The organism is Maribacter orientalis (assembly GCF_900109345.1).
Lineage (GTDB): Bacteria > Bacteroidota > Bacteroidia > Flavobacteriales > Flavobacteriaceae > Maribacter > Maribacter orientalis.
On sequence record NZ_FNZN01000001.1, the window covers coordinates 784024 to 807113 of the forward strand.

The window sequence follows — 23090 nt, forward strand, 5'->3', positions numbered from 1 at the left end:
AAACCTATTCTTCAGTTGAATTAGAATTTGATATTTCTTCTTTCATATCCATGCCTTTAACACATGACACAACCACTAAAAGTAAAATGCTTGAGATAAGATTAATTCTGCTAGTTATAGATTTCATACTAGGTACTAACGTTATTGGTCAATGACTTATTATATCGACCAACGATTATCGTTGAATTACAATTATTTTAACAATGGTGTGTTTAGTGTATGAAATTTTAAAAAAAATAGAAGCATAAGATAACTTCGACAATTTTGAGATATACGGTAAATAAATTAAGTGAAACTATAGTTTTTTTACTTAGACCTTTGTTTGTTTATTATAACTAGGGTCAGTTAGTTTTTTAATAGTGCTAGTATAGCCTATATCAAAAATGGTATCAATATATCTCATGTCGAATGTAGCAAATGAGCTTAATTCTTCTGGTGAAATGACTAAGTCACATTCTACAAATTTTGCTATAGAATCTGAAACAGACTTTATTTTATAAGCCCTATCTACAACATTATACGAATGTTTTAAGTCTTTAAGTTTAATGTTCTTTAGTGGATTAACATAACTACCAATGATTTTATCGCAATGAGATAGCAAGGGTTCAACAGGAAAATTGTTAAGCACACCACCATCCACATAATAAGAACCATTGATAGCGATTGGCGAAAAGACGCCAGGAAAAGTGGCAGAGGCCAGTATTGGCTTTATTAATTCTCCTGCTTGAAAAATAACGAGATCACCTTTTATTATATCTGTTGCGGTAATAAATAGAGATTTTGGTAATGATTCAAAAGTATCTTTTGGGAAGAACTTTTTAAACTCATCGTAAAATTTTTCAGTATCCAGAAATCCTGGTTTTTTACGAGCAAATCTATAAGTATGAAATATAGGAATAGCTTTGAAAAACTCTAAAATAACAGGCCATTTAATTCCTCCAGCATACAAAGCACCTACGATTGCCCCGGCACTTGTACCTGATATATGTGTGGGTGATATACCATATTCCTCTAAAGCTTTAATAACTCCTATATGAGCAACACCCCTAATGCCTCCACCTGATAATACTAAACCTATGTTCATTTTAGATGCTTTTTATTGTATAACTGATAAAGGAAATAATCACTTTTTGATGACTATTATAAATTAGAATAATCCACTATCTATTTCTGCATTCGCTATACCAAAACTATAGTAGTATTTTTATTATTTGTGAATTGAACAAATAAATTAATCTGTTATCGGTTTAAACCAATTGTAACTACTATAAAATTATAAGTCAAAGGAAATTTTAATACCCTCTATAATCATACCAGTACCTATAATAGCAATGATTAAACCCATTATCTTACCTATGACAGAGATAACATTATAACCCACTATTCTAACTATATGGTCACTTAACCTAAAAGTGAAATAGGTTATTAAACTCATAAGTCCAAAGATAGCTATTACCAAAAATATTTGAATGGGCTCAACTTTGGATACAAAATTCATTGAAGTAACAATCGTACCAGGACCAGCTAAAATTGGTATTGCTAGAGGAGATACCGCTATGTTTTCATCAATGTGTACATCATTTATACTTTTAACACTAGATTGTTTTGATTGAAGCATATCAAAACCGATATAAAAAATTAAGATACCGCCAGTAATTTTAAATGCGGGAATACTAATGTTGAAAAGTTCAAAAATAAACTTACCTAAAAGCACAAAAACGGTTACAATAATAAATGCAATAATATTGGCTCTTTTATTTATATCTAGTTTTGTTTTTTTATCTGCACCTTGCGTTAAGGACAAAAAAAGTGTCATGTTCGATATGGGGTTTGTAATAGCAAAAAACCCAGTGAATACGGTAATTGAAAAAGTAATTAAGTTATCCATTTGTCCTGAAAAAAATTATCTAAATAGTATAGGAAAACTTTCCCCTCTTATTTTTTAAAAATGCAAAACTACTTGAATTATCTGACGTGGAATAGTGCTATATGATAAAGCCTTAATAAAATTAATGTCTTTAAAATTTTGCTTGTGAAGAGTAAGTATATACTAAAAGAATATACAGCAATATAAATCGATACATTCTAATCTTTCCGTTACTCTAAATTATTTCCAAGTAACGATATCCTCAAAATCTCTTCTAGACTTCTCATGTGCAGGAGCTGCTTTTCTATAACCAGAAGCGACTATAAATGATAACCCACATTTATCAGTATCTACGGCAAATTTTTCTTTTAATAATGCTTCAGCTTTTTCTTGATGAAATCCTTCAATCGGGCAACTATCAAATTCAGTTATAAATGCTTAAAATCTTTCATCAAAGTCATAATATAAGCCGCCGTTAAAAGTAGAATATGCATAAACTACTTTACTAAACATTTAGTGCCCGTACACATTTCTATTAGTAATTGAGGTAAAATGGTAACTGAGGAAAAGGAAAGGTTAAAGCATAATAATATTTAATGCGCTTTATGTTGTTTTATATTTTAAAGTAGTTTTTTCAATTAATTAAACCTATGTTAAAAAATGAATATTCATTCTTTATTGTGATACCTTTGAATAACAATTAGAAATAACTCTGAAAGCTTGAGTTTAACTGCGTAGTGTAAAGATTAACTCTTTAACTATAACAAACTTTAGTCGATGAATTATTAATGAGGTAAATATATTAGCAATGAGTAAGTCAATAAATTTAAAACAACGTCCAATCGGTACACCTACCCTAGCAGATTTCGAATTTAAAGAGCAGGAAAATAACGTAACATTATCTGAAGGTGAAATTCTATTGGAAACTGAATATATTTCTGTAGATCCTTATTTACGTGGCCGAATGAGTGAAGCTAAATCTTATGTTGAACCTTTTGAAGTAGGAAAACCTGTTAGTTCGGGTATTATAGCAAAAGTAGTTGATTCTAAAAATGAAAATTTTAAAAAAGGAGATTTCGTAGCAGGATTACTACCCTGGAAAACTGAACAAATTTCGAATGGTGAAGGTTTACAGAAAGTTGATAAAGACAAAGCTCCTTTGAGTGCCTATTTAGGTATTTTAGGTATGACAGGCTTAACCGCTTTTTTAGGTCTTCATGAAATAGGGAAGCCAAAAAAAGGAGAAACTTTAGTTGTTTCCGGTGCTGCAGGCGCCGTTGGTAGTGTTGTTGGTCAGATAGGTAAAATACATGGTCTTAATGTTATAGGCATTGCTGGATCTGATGAGAAAGTGAATATGCTGACATCTGAACTTGGTTTTGACCACGGTATCAATTACAAAACAACCAAAGATATGAAGTCTGCTATTCAAAAAGCAGCTCCCAATGGTGTAGATATCTATTTTGATAATGTTAGCGGTCCAATTTCTGATGCTGTATTATTCAGTATTAATAGATTCGCAAGAATGGTTATTTGTGGTGCAATATCGGTTTATAATAACACCGAATTACCAAAAGGTCTAAGCGTACAGCCTTTCTTAGTAAAGAATAGTGCCTTAATGCAAGGGTTTATTGTTTCAAATTATGCGGATAAGTTCCCAGAAGCAATGAAGCATTTAGCTACTTGGTTGGGTGAAGGTAAATTGACTTACAAAGAAACAATAGTAGAAGGTTTCGAAAATACTCCCCAAGCATTTTTAGATATGATGGCAGGAAAAAATAATGGAAAAATGATAGTTAAGGCTTAATAAAGCCAATAGTTATAAATCAAAAAAAAATAGAAAATGAAAATATTATTTGTATTGACCTCTCATGATACATTGGGAGAAACAGGAAAGAAAACAGGATTTTGGATTGAAGAGTTCGCTGCTCCGTATTACACTTTATTAGACAAAGGTGCAACTATTACAGTGGCTACACCAAAAGGAGGTCAAGCACCCATTGACCCTAGTAGTGATACCGAAGATGCGCAAACAAAAGATACGAAACGTTATAAAGACGATAAAGCAGCTCAAGATGTTATTGCAAATACAAAAGTCTTAACAAACATCAATGCTTCAGATTTTGATGCAGTGTTCTACCCTGGTGGACATGGACCGTTGTGGGATTTAGCGAACGATGCTACTTCTATTAAATTGATTGAAACATTTAACGCTCAAGAGAAACCTGTAGCATTTGTATGTCACGCTCCAGCAGCACTAAAAGGTGTTAAGGGAAAAGATGGTAATCCGTTAGTGAAAGGAAAGAAAGTAACAGGCTTTACCAATACGGAAGAAGCTGCTGTTCAATTAACCAACGTAGTTCCGTTTTTAGTAGAAGATATGTTGAAAGAAAATGGTGGAATCTACTCTAAGAAAGAAGATTGGGCTGCTTATGCAATTCAAGATGGTAATTTAATTACTGGTCAAAACCCAGCATCATCAGAACTGGTCGCTGAAAAGTTATTAGCTGCTTTGAAGTAAGACGATAATTTTCAAAATTGTAAAGGCCAGTAAACACATGTTTATTGGCCTTATTTTTACACCTTTAAGCTAATTATATAAAATGTCGTAAGTATTGAATACTAAACCGCCGTCATAAGATTGCGTATCGGTTAGATTCAGTAAATAGCCTTCTTTTGAATTACCGAATAAACGAATACCATCACCCAGTAGTAAAGGATTCAATTTTACTTTTAGCACATCTATGAGTTTATGCTCTAAAAGCCAACTAGCAAAAATACCTCCGCCGCATAAATAGATATCGGTTTTAGAAGTTTCTTTTAGTTCTCGAATTGTTTCGGTTTCGTAATCAGCAAGTACATGAACTTTTTCATTTTTATTTTCAAAGCTCAAGGACTTAGAAAATATATAATGATTCATATGAGGATACGAAGGTTGCCCTGGTTTTAATCCGAAGTCATACCCAAACTCATACGTTTTTCGACCCATGATAACGGTTTCAAATTCCTTTAAATCGGCCAAGTATTGTGAAATGCCGTTACCTTCTCCCACAAATTCGCTAATATCAGAATCGAGTCCGCATATAAAGCCATCAATAGAAATAGCTACATAATACACTACTTTCATCATCATATCCGTTTTAGATATCTTAAAGTTATGATTTCGGAATTATATTTTGATTCACTTTGAAAAAGTTGGTTGGATCATATTGATGTTTTATGGATGCCAATCGTGTATAATTCTGTTTATAACTGGCTTGAACCCTTTCTTGGCCTTCATCCATCATAAAATTAGAATACGCCCCTCCAGCAGAATATGGATGTAAAGCTTCATAATATCCTTTACACCACTTTGTAATTTTATCAGCATTCTTTGGGTCGGGATCAACACCGATATAAACGCCACAATATTCTGCGTCACGGTATGCCCATGGTGTGTCAGTTGCTCCTACTCTACTTGCTGCACCCGTAATTGGATATAAATGCATCTGAGATAAAGGGGTCGGTATCGCTGAACCGAATTTTAAATGCTGTGCCCGTATATCTGCGTTTAGTGAATTAAAAAAATCGGCACGCCAGTACCATTGCATACCAGTAGGTAATAAGCCATCGAACATGGTCTGAATAGCAGGATAAGGCATTTCCCCAACATGAGCGAATATTGGTTTTTTCGCTAAAATTGGGACGAAAGCTTCTTCTGCCTTCGTCATATCACCAACATAACACCATACAATACCACAGAACTTTTTGTTGTGTAAATGTTCTGGAAATGGTGATTCTGGGATAATCATTGTTGCGATAAATCCATTAATATCATCAGAGGCTGTTCGGATAAATCCATCGAACCATTCCATAATTTCCTCTACTTGTTCAATGGGCCATAATGTTGGTCCACCATACACTGTTTTAAGTTTATGTGCTTGAAATGTAAATTCGGTAACTACACCAAAGTTTCCTCCTCCACCACGAATTGCCCAAAACAAATCTGGATTCTTATTTTGATTAGCTGAAACAATAGATCCATCTGCCAAAATCATTTCGGCTCCCAAGAGATTATCAATGGTGAGTCCGTATTTGCGAGCTAGATACCCAACACCGCCACCAAGAGTCAATCCGCCAACACCAGTACTTGAAACCATCCCTGAAGGTATGGCAAGTCCATACTCATGGGTAGCTGTATCCACTTCATTCCAAATACATCCGCCCCCAACTTTTACAGTGTTATTCTCAGTATTTACCGAAATATACTTAAGCCCAGATAAATCAATGACCAATCCGCCATCGCATAATCCTAGTCCGCCACCATTATGACCTCCTCCTCTAATTGCAACAAGAAAATTATTATTCCTACCAAAGTCAACGGCTACTTTAACATCATTTACATCGGAACACATAGCAATAGCGCCAGGATGTTTATCAATCATAGCGTTATATACTTTTCGTATTTCATCATACGAAGTGTCGTTAGGTGTAATGAGAGTACCTTTTAATTGTTTTCGTAGGCTTTCTATAAGCTTTTCTGTGATAGGTTGTTGAAGGTTTTTCATGGTTTTGTTCCGTTTTTATGTAATAGTAGTACTGAGTTTATTTTGATATCATCATTCCTTTTAAGGACCATAATATAGCAAGGACATCCTTTTTGGATTCCTCATCAATACCGTTTTGATCCAAGGCTTTGAAAATATCATCCATGACGTGCATATATTCTCCAGGACTTATATTCATTCCTGTATGGGCAGTGACCATATCCTTTCCAGTATAAGTTGCTGGTCCGCCACTACCGGCACTAAAAAAGTCGATAGTATGGCTTTTAATTATAGCCAGACGTTGCGGTTGATCTTTTAAAGGTAAGAACCTAGCCTTAACGGCAGGGTTTTCCATATGGTTAGTAACGGTGTTATCAACAATAGTGGAAATTCCTTCTCTTCCTCCTAGACGTTCAAAAAGTGATTTATTCATAATATATGGGTTTTAAAGTGATTATTGTTTTGATAATTTGGTAAATGGTATAAGCATCGACTCCTTTTTTTGATAGTTAATATAGGTTTCACCCAATGCTTTTTTGAGGTCTCTTTCTTCTAAGAACTTTACTGCTACCAGAATATAGACAGTAGTCACTGCAGCAAATAGTAAGTGTCCTATTGTCATGGTTGGGGTTGCCCAAAATGCGATTAAAAAACCCAACATTATTGGATGCCGAACCAATCCGTAGAAATAGTTGATTTGGAAAGATGGAGATTTCGAAACTCTATTTTTAAGATTGTCTACAATTTGAGTCAGGCCAAAGAGTTCAAAATGACTGATCATAAAAGTGGAGAGCAATACAATAGACCATCCAATAAAATAAATGACCTGTACGCTTATTGCCATTGAATTGTTCTCAATAGTCCAAACGGTTGTGGGCATAGGTTGCCATTTCCAAAAAAGGAGCAAAAGTGCCAAACTGGTCAATAAAATATAAGTGCTTCTTTCTGCTGGCTTGCCTATTATCTGACCCCACCATTTTTTAAATGCCGGTCTGGTCATTACACTATGTTGCAATGCAAAGAGGCTCAATAACCCAACATTAAAAAGTAACGCGGTCATCAAATTTATTTCAACACCGATATCTATACCTTTGGGTACCCAAAGGTTATTGACAAAGCCGATAGAATAAAGGAAGGCAATCAGAAAAATAATGTAGGCCAGAATTCCGTAAATGAGTAGAATCATTTTTCTCATGACTAGAAATGTTTCGGTTGTCTCTACCAAATCTAGTCATGCTTTTTCATTATGAATTCTACATTTCAACCAAACACTATAACAATTCGTTCAGACTGTATTTCTTTTTATCTCAATTACTTATGTATTCTTAATAAAGGAAGATGGCGAAATTCCATACATTTTATGAAAACACTTTGTAAAATAGGCAGCACTGTTGAAGCCTGTTTCATAAGCGATTTCAGATATAGATTTTTCTTTTTTATATAATAGCTTTATTGAGTTTTCTAATCGGTGTTCTTGAATTAAATTATTTGTGGACGTATGTAATATACTTTTCGTTTTTCGATACAATTGAGAAGTGCTCAAACCTAAATGGGAACAAAACTTCTCGACACCTAAATCAGGATTCTGCCATTCACTATCTAAGTAATTCATCACACTATTTAAAAACTGTTCTTCTTGAAATGGAAGTGTTTTTATTTCCTTATCAGATAATTGTAAGTTCTGATTTTCGCTTTCGTATAATTCCTTTACTTCAGAAGTGATGACGATTTGTCCTCGAGAAATATTTGACAATCGCATAGCAGTTTTTATGGTTTCCTCAAAAAAACCATGCTCTTTGGTTACCGGTACACCGGCACTGACACCAATATTCAATTGTTTAGTGTCTTCTTTAGACACTGCAAATGCCTTCTTAATTGCCAATGAGGCATTAATGGCCTTAGTAGTTGATGTATTAGATATTAAAAGGTACTTGTCATCATTATTTATGAGGCGGCCTTCGTAGTCGGCAATTATAACCTTTATTTTTTCAAACAATTTGTTAGATGGTGAAATAGCGATACCATGCACAACAAATTTAATAATGGTTAAAATACGAAATGCAGGATTGTTAATTATGTTCAATTCCTTTTTCTGCGATTTGCTAGGGTCTTCAATGCGACCTAAAAAAGACTCAACAATACTGGCATCAACTTCAATTATTGTATTGGGAACCTCACCGTGTGCTTCGGAGTGCATTTCTGTAATCGCTTCTTTATTAGGTGCTTCAACCAGGCAAAAGGCTGTTTTACGCTGATCATCGTACCAGTATGTAAGTCCTTTGCAACAATATTTATGTTGAATTCTTAAATCTTCAAGATGTATCTCAGCAACAATCTTAGCGGTTACTTCCTCAGCCACATCGTGGCGATCCATATATATGGGCATGTTGTATGTTTTATGAGGTTAATACTCGTGTAAACCTAGGGGAAGCATGTTAAATGTAAGAATTAATTATTTGTAATTAATATTAGATGTTTTGAATTTTTAAGAGTGATAGATCATTGAATGGGTCAAAGAATCCTCACTATTCATTTTGGTAACCTGAATCGTTTCCATTTTTTGCAAATTTCTCTAGCTTGATAAGCTTATGGATATAAAACAAACATGACAGATTAATAGGTAGAAATATATGGTTCGTTGTAATTAACATTCCTGTTAGCTAATGCATATTTTGATTAGGTATAGCTAGAATTATTCTAGGCTTCAATAACATCATATACTTCAACTATTTCACAGCTTATTTTCACAATGTTTTAATAACTTAGCCGGCTAGTTATAAAACCCTGTAATGAGCATTTTCAGAACCTTAGTTTTCTTTTTCTTATTTCAAACGATTGGCCAAAATTCATATGGACAATTGGTGAATATAGAATCGAAGAGAATGCAGAAAGATTCCACACGGTTTGCTTTAAAAAGCGATGTCTTGGCAAATTATACAGATAATAACGGAGACTATATATTTCAAATAGGTTCTAATATTACCACCCAATTGAAGTCTAAAGATTTAAAAAAAATATACTTTTTCATTGGTAACTATAATCTAATTCGAAGTCAGGACCAAGATTTTCAAAATTCATGGTTCTTTCATTTACGCTACAATCAAAAACTATCAGAACTATTTCGATTAGAGGCCTTCATCCAAAATCAGGATAATAAATTATTGACCATTACCAGTAGAAATTTAATTGGCGCCGGTATTCGTTTAAAACTGCTTTCAACTGAAACTACAAAGGCATATTTTGGAAATGCATATATGTACGAAATTGAAAAAATTGATATCACCAACGAGCTTTTTTATAACCACAGAAACAGTAGTTATTTTTCCATAAATCAATCATTTAAAAAAACACGATTAGATATAACGGGAACAGTATATTTTCAACCGCTTTATAAATACATTGCCAATCATCGCATATTATGTCAGTTAAAGACCGAATTACCAATTACAAAAGTTATTAGCTTATCTGCACTCTACAATTATTTCTATAGTAGCTTTTCGCCCACAGCAGAAAATGATCGCTCATCTAACTTGAGCTTTGGATTTACATTGACAATGTAATCTACATATTAATTTTATGGTATTTTGGAATGATATCAATTAATCTCATATCTGAAAACTACCCAAAGAATTCTTAACTACCTCACGCTAAAAGATATATGTTTATAATTGAAATTTTGTGAATATCTATCCCCTTTTTTAACCGTAAGAACTATGGCTAAAACCTATATTTGCCACCCCTAAAAATAACATGATATGAGTGCAACTTGGTACGAGTGTAAAGTAAAATATAGAAAACTGGATGAAGCTTCTGGTACACAGAAAGTAAAGACCGAACCTTTTTTGGTCGATGCAATTTCATATACCGAGGCAGAAAGTAGAATTACCGAAGAAATGTCGGCTTATTTAAGCGATAGTGATGAAATTAAAATCACGAATATTAAAGTAGCTAACTATGCAGAAATTCATCCATTTGAGAATTCTGACCGTTGGTTTAAATCTAGAGTTTCATTAATCGCCTTTGATGAAGAAAGCGGTAAAGAACGTAAGACAAATATGTATTTGCTGATACAGGCAAATGATGTAAAAGAAGCTTACGATAATACCATAAGTGTTATGAAAGATACCATGGGTGAGTATACTGTACCAGCCATTTCAGAATCACCAATTATGGATGTATTTCCATATTTTTCTGGTGAAGAAGATGATATGGCACGCGTAGAAAAATTTAATACTTTGAAAGATTCCGTACCTGCAGTGGTAGAAGTTATTGAGGAAGATCCTATTGAAGCTGAAACTGAGGCCGAAGTCGAAGCTTAAGCTCTAAATTCTCTCGGACTTTTCCCTTTCAGTTTTTTGAAAGTACGATTAAAATGAGACACACTTTCAAAACCACAGTCAAAAGCAATGGCCTGTATATATTTATCTGTAGTTGATAAATATATACAGGCCTGTTCAATTCTAGATAGATTTAAAAATGTGACAAATGAATGTCCTACAGTCTTTTTAAACCATCTACAAAAAGACTGTTCTACCATATTAGCTCTCTCTGCCATTTTTTTCACGGTAAGCTTTTTATCCAAATTTTCAAGAATATAACAAGTAATTGATTTCACCTTGTTTTGTGTATTTGCATTTGCAATTTGATGATGAAAAGATACCGACGAGAGGTATTTTCGATTAGCATCTATATGCAACCGATGTAATAATTGCAGCAATACTGACAATTGTTCAGCCTTAAACATTGTTTCAAAATCATGTAATAGCTGTAGCGTTTTTTTATCTGGATTTAGAAAATGTATACCTCTTTCCGCTTCTTTATATAGTACATGTAATAGTGCACATTCTTTATAGGCGCTAAAAATATCGGCTGGAAATTGAATTACAATCGCTTCTTGACTATGTTCTTCTCCTTGATTAAAGGATGTATAATTATGAGGAAGATTAGCCCCTAAGAGGACCAAATCATTTTCTGCAAACGGTAGAATACTATTACCTACAAAACGGGTGCCTCTACCTTTTGTTATAAAGGTTAGTTCTAATTCAGGATGATAGTGCCAATACGGTTTAAAATGGTTTACTTCAAGTTTAAAGAAGTTGAAAGAACTTTTTGATTTTTGTAATCCAATTTTCTCTACAACAGGTTTCATCTAACTTATATTAACACAAATAATAGATAATATAACCAAATTGTGTTTAGATATGCATAGTATTGGTTAAAATCGAAAAACTTTTAAAGAAGTTAACGTCCTAATTTTACAATTCTAAATATTATATGTTATGAAAAACCTCGATTTATTAGATATCCCATATACCCTTACCAAAGATCAAATTGATTTTTATCATACATACCGTTACATTAAATTGAAAGATGTTTTTGATTCACAAACGTTGTCGATCTTTAATGATGTTATTTCAAAAAAAGTGACAGAAATGAATGCAAAACCAAAACCTTTAGAAAAAAGAGATACTTATGGTAAAGCATTTGTGCAGTTATTCAATTTGTGGAAAGAAGACGAAACGATAAAAAAACTAATATTCTCCAAAAGATTGGCACAGATTGCCACAGAACTAATGCAAGTAGATGGTGTGCGATTATACCATGATCAAGCCCTATTTAAGGAAGCAGGCGGTGGTATTACTCCTTGGCACGCCGATCAGTATTATTGGCCATTGCAAACCGACAAAACTATTACCGCTTGGATACCTTTACAAGAAACACCTTTAACAATGGGACCTTTAGAATTTAGTGCCGGAAGTCATGAAATTATGGATGGTAGAGAACTTTCCATTAGTGATGAAAGTGAAAAAACTATACAAAACAGATTGAAAGTAACCGATTTTAAACATATAATAGAGCCTTTTGAAGTTGGTGAGGTCAGTTTTCATTCTGGTTGGGTATTTCACCGTGCGGGTGCCAATACCACAAATAAAATGCGAAAAGTTATGACCATTATATATATGGATAAGGATATGAAGTTAAAAGAGCCAAGTAATGATGGTCAACAGAATGATTGGGATACTTGGTGTCCTGGTGTGCAAATTGGCGAAACCATTAATTCTCCCTTGAACCCTGTTCTATATTAAATGAAGAAAATTAACTATTTATATCCGCATTGGGGAAGTGATGATTTATCTGCTTTAGATTTTTTTGAACTTGTAAAGATTCAAGGTTTTCAAGGAGTTGAAATTAATCTTCCTAAAGATGAAACCTTTGAAAAAGAATTTTTTAGAGGTTTGGAAAAATCACGAGAACAAAATCCGAATTTTATATGCGTTTTACAGCAAGTATTACCAGTAAAATTGGAAACGGTGGAAGCATATATTATTAATGTATTGACCGAGCTAGAACGTATGTTGCCTTACCATCCAAATTTTATTAATTCCCATACCGGAAAAGACCACTTTTCATTTAAAGATAATTGCTTGGTAATTGAGGCAATAGAAAGCTTTTCTAAGCAAAACAATATTCCAGTTTATCATGAAATTCATAGGGGTCGCTTTACTTATCATTCGGCCACTACCCTATCTTACTTAGATAAATATCCACAATTACAACTGGTAGGAGATTTATCTCATTGGTGCGTGGTGTCAGAAAGTATGCTACAAGACCAAGAACATATCCTTGAAAAAATTATTCCACATATTAAACATATTCATGCACGAGTCGGTTTTGAACAGGCACCACAGGTTAACAATCCTTTTGCTCCAGAATGGAATATTTATTTAGAACAATATCTTCACTGGTGGCAACGTGTAATAAATGAGCATCTAGCTTTGGATACTTTTTCTATTACTCCTGAATTTGGACCCTATCCTTATATGCCCCAAGCTCCATTTAGTAAGGAGCCACTGGCTAATCAACAAGAATTGAATGTAACCATGAAAACCTATATAGATAGTCGATTGAAATTTTAAAAAGCCAAAGTTGGATTGCCAAGATTACATATGGTAAAATGGATTCATGAATTTCAAAACAAGTTTACCTATATTTATATATAAGTAAATCAACCTAATACATAATCTTATGTCTTCAAGAAGAGAATTTATAGAGAAACTTTCGATTACAGCTATCAGTGTGCCCTTACTATACAGTCCTGCACAACTGTTCGCTGCAAGTTCAGAACCTTATGAAGGACCAATTTTAAAAGTAGCCATCATGGGCTTAGGAAGCTATGGAACACGTGTTGCTGAGGCTATGCAATCATGTACACGTGCTAAATTAGTAGGCGTAATTAGTGGTACACCTAGCAAAATAAAAAAATGGCAATCGAAATATGATATTCCAGAAAAGAATTGCTATAACTATGATAATTTTGATGCTATAAAAAATAATCCAGATATTGATGCCGTATATATTATTACCCCAAATGGATTGCATAAGGACCAAACTATTCGAGTAGCCAAAGCAGGTAAGCATGTTATCAGTGAAAAGCCGATGGGTATCAACGCCCAAGAAGGGCAAGAAATGGTAGACGTCTGTAAAGCGGCCAATGTAAAGCTATTGATTGGGTACCGGATGCATTTTGAGCCCAAGACCGTTGCCGTAATCCAAATGCGTAAAGATGGGGATTTTGGGCAACCTAAATTCTTTCAAGGACAATCTGGTTTTACTATCGGTGATCCAACTCAATGGCGTTTAAACAAAGAACTGTCGGGTGGTGGTGCCATGATGGATATTGGTATTTATTCTATAAATGGAGCTAGATATATGTTAGGCGAAGAACCTGTATGGGTAACCGCACAGGAAACAAAAACTGATCCGATAAAATTTAAGGAAGGCATTGATGAGACGATACAATTTCAAATGGGTTTCCCTAGTGGTGCTGTGGCCAATTGCCTTTCTACGTATAGTATGAATAATTTAGACCGGTTTTATATGACTGGTTCTAAGGGATTTGTTGAAATGCAGCCCTCAACCGGATACGGACCTATTGAAGGGAGAACTCATAAAGGTCCTTTGACCCAACCTCACATTACACACCAAACCTTACAAATGGATGGAATGGCCGCACTCATTTTTGATGGGGTACAGCCCATTGTTCCTGTAGATGGCGAGGAAGGCGTAAAGGATATGAAAATTATTGATGCAATCTTTAAAGCTGCTAAAACCGGACAGAAAGTTACATTATAAAAGTATAATTGAACTGCTGGAAGCTTAATACTCTAGAAGTTCAATTTTACGAAAATCTATGGGGTGGCTGTTGGACTGTAAGGAAACATAGCCGCCCTTTACTTTGGTATTCTCGCCATCCATCAGCATTTTTGCCGTTTCATTCGCCGGATTGTATGTTGGATTGGCATAGCTTAGAATTTCTACCCCATTTACATAATGCGTAATCTTACCATTTTTCACTTCAATTTCTGCCGTGACCCATTGGTCGCCATGAAAGGTTCTACCTACTTCTGCAGGGATACACGTGGTGGTATTCCTTTCCCCCATGTATTCTATAAACATACCGCTGGTACAGGCCGCACCTAATGGTCTGTCTTCCGTACCATTACCCCCATGAAAATTATATTCCAAACAAACGGGAAAGGCATCGTCTAGTTTTTGAGAAGCAGGGGGTTGTCCATAAAATTGAATACCACTATCGCGATAACCCCAAGTTGGTGCTCCTGGAGCAGTTTCACCTACAAATCTGTATTCTACCTTTAATCTATAGTTAGTCAAATACTTATCAAAATAAACCGTACCAAAACGGTCATTAAAATCTTGACCATAGGCATCATATCGTATTTTTAATATATTATCTTCAACTCGTAATGTATTACCGAAATTCTCACCCAAGGGATAGCCTCTGATTTTTATCGTCCAACCTGTTAAATCCCTTCCGTTAAAAATAGAGGTCCATTTTGGCTGATCGTCAACTGTAACCACATCAGATGAATTATCTGCACTTTTAACTGCTTTTATATTTCCGCAGGATACAACGGTTACGAGTATGACAATGCTCATTACCATTATGGTTAGGGTACGTGAATTCATTTTCGGACAGATTTATAATGTTAGTCCTAATGTACACAAAAATTAAGGGAATTATAAAAAACTATTTGTAGTCAGTCTTATAGATCATTTTTCAAGGATTAAGTGAGTTATCATTGATATAATCTAAAAACCTGGGTTTGTATTGTTCCGAGACCGTTATGAGTTGCTTGTTGATAATGATTTGACTGCGTTCAACTACTTCAATATATTTTAGGGAAACAATAAAGGATCGATGCACTCGCATAAAATGTATGCCTGGTAATTCTTCTTCCAAACTTTTAAGGCTCATTAATGCCAAAATTGGTTTAGTGTTGTCTTTCAACACTATTTTCATGTAGTATTTTAATCCCTCAAAATAGAGTACATCTGCAAGTTTAATTCGCAACTGTTTGTATTCTGATTTTACGAAAAGAAACTCCTTTTCTTCAGATATAACTGTAGTGAAATCATATCCTCTTACCAAGGAATAGCTTCTTTGCTATATAGCGTTTGTAAATAGGATCCAAGAATGTTAATGACAATACTATTCTTAGCTTCTTGTACTAATAAACTGTTTTCTTCAAGTTGTAGCTTATTTTGTTTTACTTGGTTATTCAATTGATTTCCTTGAAACAAAGTCAAAGAACTATTTATGCCCTAATTGGTATTGTCTATTTGGACCGTTTCATAGTCACTTGTAATTGGGTCATTAGAAAAATTTTGCGAAGCACTACCAAATAAATTAGGAAGTTTTACTGATTTTGACCTTCTATAATCAACTTCAGAAATACCTTTGTTTGATTTAGTACCCTTAACCGTAATATTATTTACAATGGCATAGCTAATACAATCTTGTAAAGACCATATTTTGCTTTCTGATTTTGTTTCGAACTCATAGGTAAAAGCAAGCTGAGCAAATAATATGCTTACGATTAGGATATAAAGTTTCATTCAATGCGTGTTTTTAATTAACACATTAAAAGTGAAACTTTTTGTCTACCTATATTAAAAGAGAAAAGAAGTCTGCTAATTATATCTATACACAAAGGGTAGTTTTATCGACGAGATTTTTAAGGCAAGTTGAAATAATAGTATATCAACTTGCCCAACTATTAACCATTGGTTTTTTGCTTGATTTCATTTAATTGAACTTTAAGCTCTTTTAAACGTTCAATTTCTTCTTGACCTGGTTTTTTATCAGCACCACCTACTATGTACGATAAATAAGCAATTTGGGCTACAAGCATTTGCTGCGGATATGCACCATCATCATTTTTAAGTGCTTTTAAAAGTGACTCTAAATCCGATTTTTTAGAACCTTGAGCTTTCTTGATATCAGATTCTAAAGATGCTTGTAATTTTCTAGCCTCTGTCAATAAATCTAAAACTTCATTTTCCAAAATCAATTGCTCTTTAATGGTTGTGCTTGTAACCCCTTCCGATTCTAAACGAGGATCGATAAGAACTTCAAATGATTGCTCCGCAGTTTCATTGCCTGCGGTAAGTTTCACAGTATATAAACCTGGTGGTACCATTGGACCGTTTTTATAACTACGAGATTTCTTATCGCTCCATGCACCTTTTTGGTTTAAGTCCCAATGGAATCGATTTAATCCTTTTTTTGTTTCCAGTTTAGGGTCATTGTATGAAAAGGTCATACTTAAACCCATATCTTCGACTTCTTCTGAAGTAGATTTTAATAAGGTAGAATCACTAAGTATTGTTACGATTGATTCATTATTTGAATTTAAAATTTCTAATTCTACATCTTTCTTATAGTCCTTTGGAAGGTAATAATCGATAATGGCACTGGTTGATGGGTAATTTGGAAAATCACCAGATGCTCTAGGTGTGTTATACCTAATCGTATTATCTGGCTTAAACAATACAACCTTATCATTTAATGAAACTATATCAGGGTTTCTTAATGATGTAATATTGTCTAAAATCCAAAAACCACGTCCCATGGTACTCAACACCAAATCGCCTCGGTTTATAATAATATCAGTTATTGGAGTTACTGGTAAGTTTTGTTGAAATATCTTCCAATTTTCACCATCATCAAAAGAAACGAACATTCCGTATTCTGTTCCGGCATATAGCAATCCAGCGGTTTCGGGGTCTTCTCTTAATACTTTACTGGTATAATCTGAAGGAATTCCGTTTGTTGCGGTACTTAATAGTTTCCAACTTTTTCCGAAATCTTCAGTTTTGTAGAAATAAGGTGTAGTATCCCCTAATAAGTGTCTATCGACAGAAATGTAAGCGATAGCAGCATTAAATTGAGATGGTTCTATCGACTCTACTCTACCTCCTTTGGGTAACTTTTTGGGTGTTACATTTTCCCAATTTTGGCCACCATCTTTAGTGATTGAAATAACTCCGTCATTAGAGCCTGTCCATATTAAGTCTTTTTGAATTTTAGATTCTCTAATCGAGTATAAAGTACTATAGTATTCTTCACCGGTAATATCACGTGTAATTATATCTCCAGAGATTACTTGCTTATCTGATTCAAAGGCTGTTAAGTCTGGCGATATGGTTTCCCAAATTTCGCCATTATTTCTGGTTTTATGTACATACTGAGATCCCATATAAACCACGTCTGGGTCATGGGGAGATACGTGAACCGGTGCAACTCGTTGAAACCTATACTTTAAGTCTTTTGGGTTATGTCCATAAATGTTAGAGGCCCCAATAGAATATTCACGATTGCTACCTGTAAGCTTACTGTAAACACTAAACCGCCCTTTACAATTGTTGTATACCGTATTATGGTCACCGGGCTTAGGTATTGCTGGTCCTGTTTCACAGCCACCAACATCTATCATTACCTGTGTACCCTGAGCTGAAGTGGCACTTGGTGATGAACTAGGAATAGCTATCGTTGTGTTGTCTTGTTGTGCACCATATACCCAATAAGGATATTGGTCATCAACCGCGACTTGATAAATTTCTGCGGTAGGTTGATTGAATTGTGAAGACCAAGTTTCACCTCCATTATGCGAAATATTGGCACCACCATCGTTACACTGTATTAATAAATCGGGATTATTAGGATTCATCCATATATCATGGTTGTCTCCATGTGGTACATCCATTTCGTTCCATGTTTTTCCACCATCCGTAGATTTCAATAAAGGATTTGCATTTGAATAAACAATATCAGCATTGGTAGGATCTACTTCAATATTTGTATAATAAAATGGTCTGTTTGTCAATCCTTTTTTGCTTGATGTTTGCGTAAATGAATTGCCTTGATCAACAGATTTGTATACTCCGCCTTCGTCACCTGGTGCTTCAATTACAGCATATAAAATTTTCGAATCAGATGCTGTAACTCCTAAATCAATTTTCCCTATTAATCCTTGGGGTAGTCCTTTTTCAAGTTTCACCCAATCTTTTCCTGCATTGACAGATTTGTAAATGCCACCATCTTTATTCTCACCACCTGAATCTATCGTCCATGGTGTACGTTGTGCTTTCCAAGCTGCTGCAAAAACAACATTTGGGTTTCCAGGTAATAGTTCTAAATCTGCAAAGCCAGTTTTGTTTGAAACAAATAGAACCTTCTCCCAAGTTACACCTCCATCAATGGTTTTATATACTCCACGCTCTTCATTGGCTTTAAAAGCATTGCCAATTGCAGCTACCCATACAATATTACTGTTTGTTGGGTCTATTTCAACGGCACCTATTTGACCGACATTATCAAGACCGATATGCGTCCATGTTTTTCCTGCATCTATTGATTTATAGACTCCTTTACCATTGATGATGTTACTACGAAGTCCGTCTGAACCAGTTCCAACATAAACGATATTTGGATCATTGGATGCTATTTCGATTGCGCCAATTGATGGAGTACTGAAAAAACCATCAGAAACATTGTTCCAAGTGGTTCCGTAATCTTCCGTTTTCCATACACCTGCACCCGAAGCTCCTAAATAAAAAGTGCCAGGTTCAGTTGGAGTTCCTGTTACCGTAGTTACACGACCACCTCTTAAGGGGCCAATAGTTCGGTATTCAAAAACTGAAAAATCTTGAGATAAAAGTGTTGTTGAAATAAAAAAACAAGCTGAAAAAGCTAGGTTGCGGAATATTGTCTTCATTGGTTTCTTATAATTGATTGGTCAAAACCTAAAGTTAGTTAAACCAAAAATTATAACATAGCCTTCACTGCATTTTTGCGCTTATCTTGTAATAACGAATATAGATTACATATTTATAGTAAAGAAGGTCAATTTGAGCCTAATTATAGTAATGCGTATTCACTAATATAGTATTAGCATTAAGGTTGAATATGTTTACCAATCAATAGGAAAATAATCTTTTAAGAATTTTCCACACCAATGTTTACCAGTATTGATACCATCAAATAAAGGGTCCATCACTCTTGCCGCTCCATCAACAATATCTAATGGTGGTTGAAAATCGTGGACTTCCTGTTTCTTTTTAGCAAGTTCTGCAGGATCTTCATCGGTAACCCAACCGGTATCAACAGCATTCATGAAAATTCCGTCTTTTGCCAATTCACCAGCAGCAGTGTGGGTAAGCATATTTAAAGCTGCTTTAGCCATATTGGTATGTGGGTGACGCGATTCTTTGAAAAAACGGTGAAATTTACCTTCCATCGCCGTTACATTGATAATATGCTTCTGACCAGTGTTCTCTTTTTTCATGAGTTCAGCCAAACGATTACAAAGAACGAAGGGTGCAACAGAATTCACCAATTGAACCTCAATCATTTCAGTGGTTTCAATTTCGCCTAGTTTTAATCGCCAGCTATTCGTTTTACGCAAATCTACTTGTTGTAAATCTGCATCTAATTCTCCTGTTGGAAAAACCTCTTGAGCTACCAAAGCATTATCAAAACTATAGGGTATTTGAGATAATTTGGCAGATGCACGTAAACCGATACCAGGTTCTGGTCCGTGCCAAGTAACCGGCATATTTTGATTTGGGGAAGCTTTAGTACTAAAGGATTTTAATTCGTCAAGACAACTTTCATGATCACTTAAGACCATTTGAGCAAACTTGGGCAATGAAGAAAATTCGCGTTCTTCATTCTCCATTAAATGATGGTAAAAACCTGCGGGTCTACGAACGGTTTGTGCCGCATTATTAATTAAAATATCCAGCTTGTCATATTGCTGCTCAATAAAATTGCAGAAAATTTCAACACTCGGTATATGACGTAAATCTAGGCCGTGAATTTTTAGTCGATGACCCCATTCCATAAAATCCTCTTCTTTAGAAAAGCGGAGTGCAGAATCGACAGGAAAACGTGTGGTTGCAATAACAGTAGCACCACCACGTAAAAGCATTAAAGTAATATGGTAACCAATTTTTAATCTAGATCCAGTAATAACAGCGATTTGACCTTTAACATTGGCATTTTGAAATCGCTTAGCATAATTGAAATCGCCACAATCGGAACACATGGTATCATAAAAATGATGAAGTTTAGTAAACTCAGTCTTACATACATAGCAATTACGAGGTGTAGTAAGTTCTGGTAAATCTTTGCTTTCTAATTCTGCAGCTGGTAATAATTTTGGGGCTACAAAAACATGAGCTTCCCGAGCACTTCTAATACCCGTTTCTTTTCTTGCATGCTTATCACGTACAGCCTGCTTACGTTTTTCATTTCGTTTAGCATCCTTTACCCTTTTAGCAAATTCTTGTTTGTTAGGGCGCGATAGCTGACCAGCTACTTTAATAAGGGCTATTCTTCTATCTTCTGGAATTTCGAAAATTTGGTTCGTATCGGTAACTAAACGATTTAAAATTTCAATACAATTTTCAATCTCTGATAAATCGATATCAGACTCGTTTTCGTGTTGCTTCTCCTTCATTTTTAACTATAAAAACGCTAAAATACTAACAATGATTAAAGTATGGCAATCCGCACTTTTTTCTTTTTTAATCTCGAATTATTCAACTGAGTCGATAATTCAATTGCCTTGGTTTTTGGAACGGCAACAAAAGCACAATCTTGCTTTAGCTCAATATCGCCCAATTGGTCTTGGTTCAGTCCGCCTTGTTTAAAGAAAAGTCCTGCAATATCCCCTTTTGATATTTTATCCTTTCTTCCTCCTGATATGAACAATGTTTCCCAATACAGTTCACCAATAACTTTCTTTTTGGTAATATCTATTCCTTTAGATCGAGGGATAAATTCAGGCAAAGATTCTTTCTCCCATTTTAAAACATAAGCGGTACCAGATGCATTTACTCGAGCAGTTCTACCATTACGATGCGTAAATTCTTCTGCGTGATGTGGTAGCTCAAAATGAATAATAAATTTTAATTCAGGTATATCTATACCCCTAGCAGCCAAATCGGTGGCCACTAATATTCTACTACTACCATTTCTGAATTTTATGAGTGCGCGTTCTCGGTCTTTTTGTTCCATGCCACCAGAAAAGCATTCATGCTGTAAACGATGTTTATCTAAGTAAGTACTAATTTGCTCAATACTATCTTTATAATTACAAAAGATAATACCATGTTCTTGGCCGATAAATTTTAGAAGCTGAACTAACGTATTCAGTTTGTCCTTATCTGGCGATACAACTGTCTTAATTGTTAATTGTGCCTGTGCAGCTGTCTTTAAAAAATTAATCCTCCTAGGGTTTTCCATCCCAACGAACTTGGGGATTTTAACGCCTTCGGTTGCCGAGGTTAATATGCGTTTCTTAAGGTTAGGCAATTCACTAAGAATCTCAGTCATTTCCTCTTCAAAACCAACTTCTAGCGATTTGTCAAACTCATCAAGTATTAAAGTAGTAATACAATCCTTCGTAAATCGGTCTGCAATAAAATGGTCTAAAATTCTACCAGGAGTTCCTACCAAAATTGCAGGAGTGTGTTTTAGCTCAATCTTATCCTTAGACATCGGTCTACCACCATAAATGGCATTTACCTTGAAACCAGACCCCATATTGCGAATAACTTGTTCTATTTGAATAGCCAATTCTCGCGAAGGCACTAAAATAAGTACTTGAACCTCAGGATTATCGTGATCTAATGCCTCTAAGACAGGAAGTAAAAAAGCCAACGTTTTTCCAGTACCCGTTGGTGATAATAGAATTGTGTTGGCTGTAGATGAAATCACAGTTAGTGCCTCCTCTTGCATAGGATTCAACGCATCAATATTCAATTTCGATAAAATCTCTTCTTGATTTTTCATACGTTATCTGTGATTCTTTATTTTATATCAAAATCTAGGCCTCTTGAAGGTCTCTTTTTGATTTTCTATAAATATAATTTGGATAGATGCTTCTTTTTGCAAATCTGTTCAACTTGTTAGAGTTGATCATCTTTTGAAATATTGGCTTAGTAACTCCGAAATACTCATAAGTAGAACCATCTAAAAATGTAATTTCTAATACAAGACCGTTGTGTTGGTAATCTGAAATACCAGAATTATTTATGGTTTCTTGGTAAGCATCATTGTTTGCCTCTAAAGTTTCAGGAGCAATACTTACTAAAAAATGGTAACCGTCAATGATACGACGACTCTCTATTTCAGCCTCTTCACGTTTTTCATCTCCTTCTTGAAACTTGTCTGGATGCCATTCTTTTACCAAATTTCTATAAGTAGATTTTAGAGTTTTAAGCTCAATTTCCTTTTCAACTCCAAAGAGTTTTTTGTATTCGTTGATACGCTTCATAATACGACTTTTTTGCGGGTGCAAAATTACGTCTTTATTTTGACCTAGAAG

Annotated in this window: 23 protein-coding genes; 7 read left to right on the forward strand and 16 right to left on the reverse strand. The window is 34.7% G+C overall.

What is annotated here, in order from left to right:
- Positions 1 to 310 precede the first annotated feature (310 nt).
- Together BMY56_RS03455 and BMY56_RS03460 are read right to left on the reverse strand one after the other, a co-directional pair.
- Complete coding sequence (locus tag BMY56_RS03455; RefSeq protein WP_091619883.1) at positions 311 to 1084, reverse strand: patatin-like phospholipase family protein; 774 nt, start codon at positions 1082 to 1084, stop codon at positions 311 to 313.
- Between the two features lie 189 nt (positions 1085 to 1273).
- On the reverse strand, positions 1274 to 1888 hold the full coding sequence (locus tag BMY56_RS03460) for a MarC family protein (RefSeq protein ID WP_091619886.1): 615 nt from the start codon (positions 1886 to 1888) through the stop codon (positions 1274 to 1276).
- Positions 1889 to 2675: 787 nt separating this feature from the next.
- On the opposite strand from BMY56_RS03460, the gene BMY56_RS03470 reads away from it, so the two are divergent.
- Both BMY56_RS03470 and BMY56_RS03475 read left to right on the forward strand, forming a co-directional pair.
- Positions 2676 to 3674 (forward strand): NADP-dependent oxidoreductase, encoded by a 999-nt coding sequence (locus tag BMY56_RS03470; protein ID WP_091619888.1) that lies wholly within the window; start codon positions 2676 to 2678, stop codon positions 3672 to 3674.
- Between the two features lie 36 nt (positions 3675 to 3710).
- Positions 3711 to 4388 carry a type 1 glutamine amidotransferase domain-containing protein gene (locus BMY56_RS03475; protein WP_091619891.1) on the forward strand — a complete coding sequence of 226 codons (678 nt, stop codon included), beginning with the start codon at positions 3711 to 3713 and terminating at the stop codon, positions 4386 to 4388.
- A 69-nt stretch (positions 4389 to 4457) separates the two neighbouring features.
- On the opposite strand, the gene BMY56_RS03480 is transcribed toward BMY56_RS03475, so the two are convergent.
- The 5 genes from BMY56_RS03480 to BMY56_RS03500 form a co-directional block, all read right to left on the reverse strand.
- Complete coding sequence (locus BMY56_RS03480; protein ID WP_218144543.1) at positions 4458 to 5000, reverse strand: dihydrofolate reductase family protein; 543 nt, start codon at positions 4998 to 5000, stop codon at positions 4458 to 4460.
- Between the two features lie 22 nt (positions 5001 to 5022).
- Entirely contained in the window at positions 5023 to 6414 is a 1392-nt protein-coding gene (locus tag BMY56_RS03485) for an FAD-binding oxidoreductase (RefSeq protein ID WP_091619897.1), read from the reverse strand.
- Between the two features lie 37 nt (positions 6415 to 6451).
- Positions 6452 to 6826, reverse strand: coding sequence for a group I truncated hemoglobin (locus BMY56_RS03490; RefSeq protein ID WP_091619899.1), 375 nt, complete (start codon positions 6824 to 6826; stop codon positions 6452 to 6454).
- 21 nt (positions 6827 to 6847) lie between these two features.
- Entirely contained in the window at positions 6848 to 7588 is a 741-nt protein-coding gene (gene mddA / locus BMY56_RS03495) for a methanethiol S-methyltransferase (protein ID WP_091619902.1), read from the reverse strand.
- 120 nt (positions 7589 to 7708) lie between these two features.
- Positions 7709 to 8779: a nickel-binding protein gene (locus tag BMY56_RS03500; protein WP_091619904.1), complete on the reverse strand. Its 1071-nt coding sequence runs from the start codon at positions 8777 to 8779 to the stop codon at positions 7709 to 7711.
- Between the two features lie 403 nt (positions 8780 to 9182).
- Here BMY56_RS03500 and BMY56_RS03505 point away from each other — a divergent pair, with 403 nt between their 5' ends.
- Entirely contained in the window at positions 9183 to 9953 is a 771-nt protein-coding gene (locus BMY56_RS03505) for a DUF481 domain-containing protein (protein ID WP_091619906.1), read from the forward strand.
- A gap of 195 nt (positions 9954 to 10148) precedes the next feature.
- The gene (locus tag BMY56_RS03510; protein WP_091619908.1) at positions 10149 to 10712 is read left to right on the forward strand and encodes a DUF4494 domain-containing protein; all 564 of its coding nucleotides are present in this window, start codon (positions 10149 to 10151) and stop codon (positions 10710 to 10712) included.
- Here the strand turns inward: BMY56_RS03510 and BMY56_RS03515 are convergent.
- A complete protein-coding gene (locus BMY56_RS03515; protein ID WP_091619911.1) occupies positions 10709 to 11542 on the reverse strand; it encodes an AraC family transcriptional regulator in 834 nt (277 codons plus the stop codon). The two genes, BMY56_RS03510 and BMY56_RS03515, sit on opposite strands and share 4 nt — an antisense overlap.
- Positions 11543 to 11672: 130 nt before the next feature.
- Here BMY56_RS03515 and BMY56_RS03520 point away from each other — a divergent pair, with 130 nt between their 5' ends.
- From BMY56_RS03520 to BMY56_RS03530, 3 genes are all read left to right on the forward strand, one after another.
- Positions 11673 to 12479 carry a phytanoyl-CoA dioxygenase family protein gene (locus BMY56_RS03520; protein ID WP_091619913.1) on the forward strand — a complete coding sequence of 269 codons (807 nt, stop codon included), beginning with the start codon at positions 11673 to 11675 and terminating at the stop codon, positions 12477 to 12479.
- Complete coding sequence (locus tag BMY56_RS03525) at positions 12480 to 13310, forward strand: hypothetical protein (RefSeq protein WP_091619916.1); 831 nt, start codon at positions 12480 to 12482, stop codon at positions 13308 to 13310.
- A gap of 109 nt (positions 13311 to 13419) precedes the next feature.
- Complete coding sequence (locus tag BMY56_RS03530) at positions 13420 to 14526, forward strand: Gfo/Idh/MocA family protein (RefSeq protein WP_091619919.1); 1107 nt, start codon at positions 13420 to 13422, stop codon at positions 14524 to 14526.
- A gap of 24 nt (positions 14527 to 14550) precedes the next feature.
- On the opposite strand, the gene BMY56_RS03535 is transcribed toward BMY56_RS03530, so the two are convergent.
- The 8 genes from BMY56_RS03535 to BMY56_RS03570 all read right to left on the reverse strand — a co-directional run bounded on the left by BMY56_RS03535 (position 14551) and on the right by BMY56_RS03570 (position 23039).
- Positions 14551 to 15381 carry a 3-keto-disaccharide hydrolase gene (locus tag BMY56_RS03535; protein ID WP_091619924.1) on the reverse strand — a complete coding sequence of 277 codons (831 nt, stop codon included), beginning with the start codon at positions 15379 to 15381 and terminating at the stop codon, positions 14551 to 14553.
- Between the two features lie 91 nt (positions 15382 to 15472).
- Positions 15473 to 15844: a LytR/AlgR family response regulator transcription factor gene (locus BMY56_RS03540; RefSeq protein ID WP_245737127.1), complete on the reverse strand. Its 372-nt coding sequence runs from the start codon at positions 15842 to 15844 to the stop codon at positions 15473 to 15475.
- Complete coding sequence (locus BMY56_RS19115; protein ID WP_091619927.1) at positions 15838 to 16014, reverse strand: TolC family protein; 177 nt, start codon at positions 16012 to 16014, stop codon at positions 15838 to 15840. The genes BMY56_RS03540 and BMY56_RS19115 overlap by 7 nt, the downstream gene beginning before the upstream one ends.
- 3 nt (positions 16015 to 16017) lie before the next feature.
- Positions 16018 to 16311, reverse strand: coding sequence for a hypothetical protein (locus BMY56_RS03550; protein WP_091619930.1), 294 nt, complete (start codon positions 16309 to 16311; stop codon positions 16018 to 16020).
- Positions 16312 to 16472: 161 nt separating this feature from the next.
- Positions 16473 to 19472: a WD40/YVTN/BNR-like repeat-containing protein gene (locus tag BMY56_RS03555; protein ID WP_091619932.1), complete on the reverse strand. Its 3000-nt coding sequence runs from the start codon at positions 19470 to 19472 to the stop codon at positions 16473 to 16475.
- A gap of 195 nt (positions 19473 to 19667) precedes the next feature.
- On the reverse strand, positions 19668 to 21218 hold the full coding sequence (locus tag BMY56_RS03560; RefSeq protein WP_091619935.1) for an SDR family NAD(P)-dependent oxidoreductase: 1551 nt from the start codon (positions 21216 to 21218) through the stop codon (positions 19668 to 19670).
- A 35-nt stretch (positions 21219 to 21253) separates the two neighbouring features.
- Positions 21254 to 22555: a DEAD/DEAH box helicase gene (locus tag BMY56_RS03565; RefSeq protein WP_091619936.1), complete on the reverse strand. Its 1302-nt coding sequence runs from the start codon at positions 22553 to 22555 to the stop codon at positions 21254 to 21256.
- Between the two features lie 34 nt (positions 22556 to 22589).
- On the reverse strand, positions 22590 to 23039 hold the full coding sequence (locus tag BMY56_RS03570) for a KTSC domain-containing protein (RefSeq protein WP_091619939.1): 450 nt from the start codon (positions 23037 to 23039) through the stop codon (positions 22590 to 22592).
- Between the last annotated feature and the right edge of the window lie 51 nt (positions 23040 to 23090).

Bases quoted from the DNA above. Each gene is read 5' to 3' on its own strand.
- BMY56_RS03455 (WP_091619883.1), bottom strand. From the start codon at position 1,084: ATGAACATAGGTTTAGTATTATCAGGTGGAGGCATTAGGGGTGTTGCT.
- BMY56_RS03475 (WP_091619891.1), top strand. From the start codon at position 3,711: ATGAAAATATTATTTGTATTGACCTCTCATGATACATTGGGAGAAACA.
- BMY56_RS03550 (WP_091619930.1), bottom strand. From the start codon at position 16,311: ATGAAACTTTATATCCTAATCGTAAGCATATTATTTGCTCAGCTTGCT.
- BMY56_RS03530 (WP_091619919.1), top strand. From the start codon at position 13,420: ATGTCTTCAAGAAGAGAATTTATAGAGAAACTTTCGATTACAGCTATC.
- BMY56_RS03555 (WP_091619932.1), bottom strand. From the start codon at position 19,472: ATGAAGACAATATTCCGCAACCTAGCTTTTTCAGCTTGTTTTTTTATT.
- BMY56_RS03520 (WP_091619913.1), top strand. From the start codon at position 11,673: ATGAAAAACCTCGATTTATTAGATATCCCATATACCCTTACCAAAGAT.
- mddA (WP_091619902.1), bottom strand. From the start codon at position 7,588: ATGAGAAAAATGATTCTACTCATTTACGGAATTCTGGCCTACATTATT.
- BMY56_RS03460 (WP_091619886.1), bottom strand. From the start codon at position 1,888: ATGGATAACTTAATTACTTTTTCAATTACCGTATTCACTGGGTTTTTT.
- BMY56_RS03535 (WP_091619924.1), bottom strand. From the start codon at position 15,381: ATGAATTCACGTACCCTAACCATAATGGTAATGAGCATTGTCATACTC.
- BMY56_RS03560 (WP_091619935.1), bottom strand. From the start codon at position 21,218: ATGAAGGAGAAGCAACACGAAAACGAGTCTGATATCGATTTATCAGAG.
- BMY56_RS03505 (WP_091619906.1), top strand. From the start codon at position 9,183: ATGAGCATTTTCAGAACCTTAGTTTTCTTTTTCTTATTTCAAACGATT.
- BMY56_RS03570 (WP_091619939.1), bottom strand. From the start codon at position 23,039: ATGAAGCGTATCAACGAATACAAAAAACTCTTTGGAGTTGAAAAGGAA.
- BMY56_RS03470 (WP_091619888.1), top strand. From the start codon at position 2,676: ATGAGTAAGTCAATAAATTTAAAACAACGTCCAATCGGTACACCTACC.
- BMY56_RS03525 (WP_091619916.1), top strand. From the start codon at position 12,480: ATGAAGAAAATTAACTATTTATATCCGCATTGGGGAAGTGATGATTTA.
- BMY56_RS03490 (WP_091619899.1), bottom strand. From the start codon at position 6,826: ATGAATAAATCACTTTTTGAACGTCTAGGAGGAAGAGAAGGAATTTCC.
- BMY56_RS03565 (WP_091619936.1), bottom strand. From the start codon at position 22,555: ATGAAAAATCAAGAAGAGATTTTATCGAAATTGAATATTGATGCGTTG.
- BMY56_RS03510 (WP_091619908.1), top strand. From the start codon at position 10,149: ATGAGTGCAACTTGGTACGAGTGTAAAGTAAAATATAGAAAACTGGAT.
- BMY56_RS03500 (WP_091619904.1), bottom strand. From the start codon at position 8,779: ATGCCCATATATATGGATCGCCACGATGTGGCTGAGGAAGTAACCGCT.
- BMY56_RS03480 (WP_218144543.1), bottom strand. From the start codon at position 5,000: ATGATGATGAAAGTAGTGTATTATGTAGCTATTTCTATTGATGGCTTT.
- BMY56_RS03485 (WP_091619897.1), bottom strand. From the start codon at position 6,414: ATGAAAAACCTTCAACAACCTATCACAGAAAAGCTTATAGAAAGCCTA.
- BMY56_RS03515 (WP_091619911.1), bottom strand. From the start codon at position 11,542: ATGAAACCTGTTGTAGAGAAAATTGGATTACAAAAATCAAAAAGTTCT.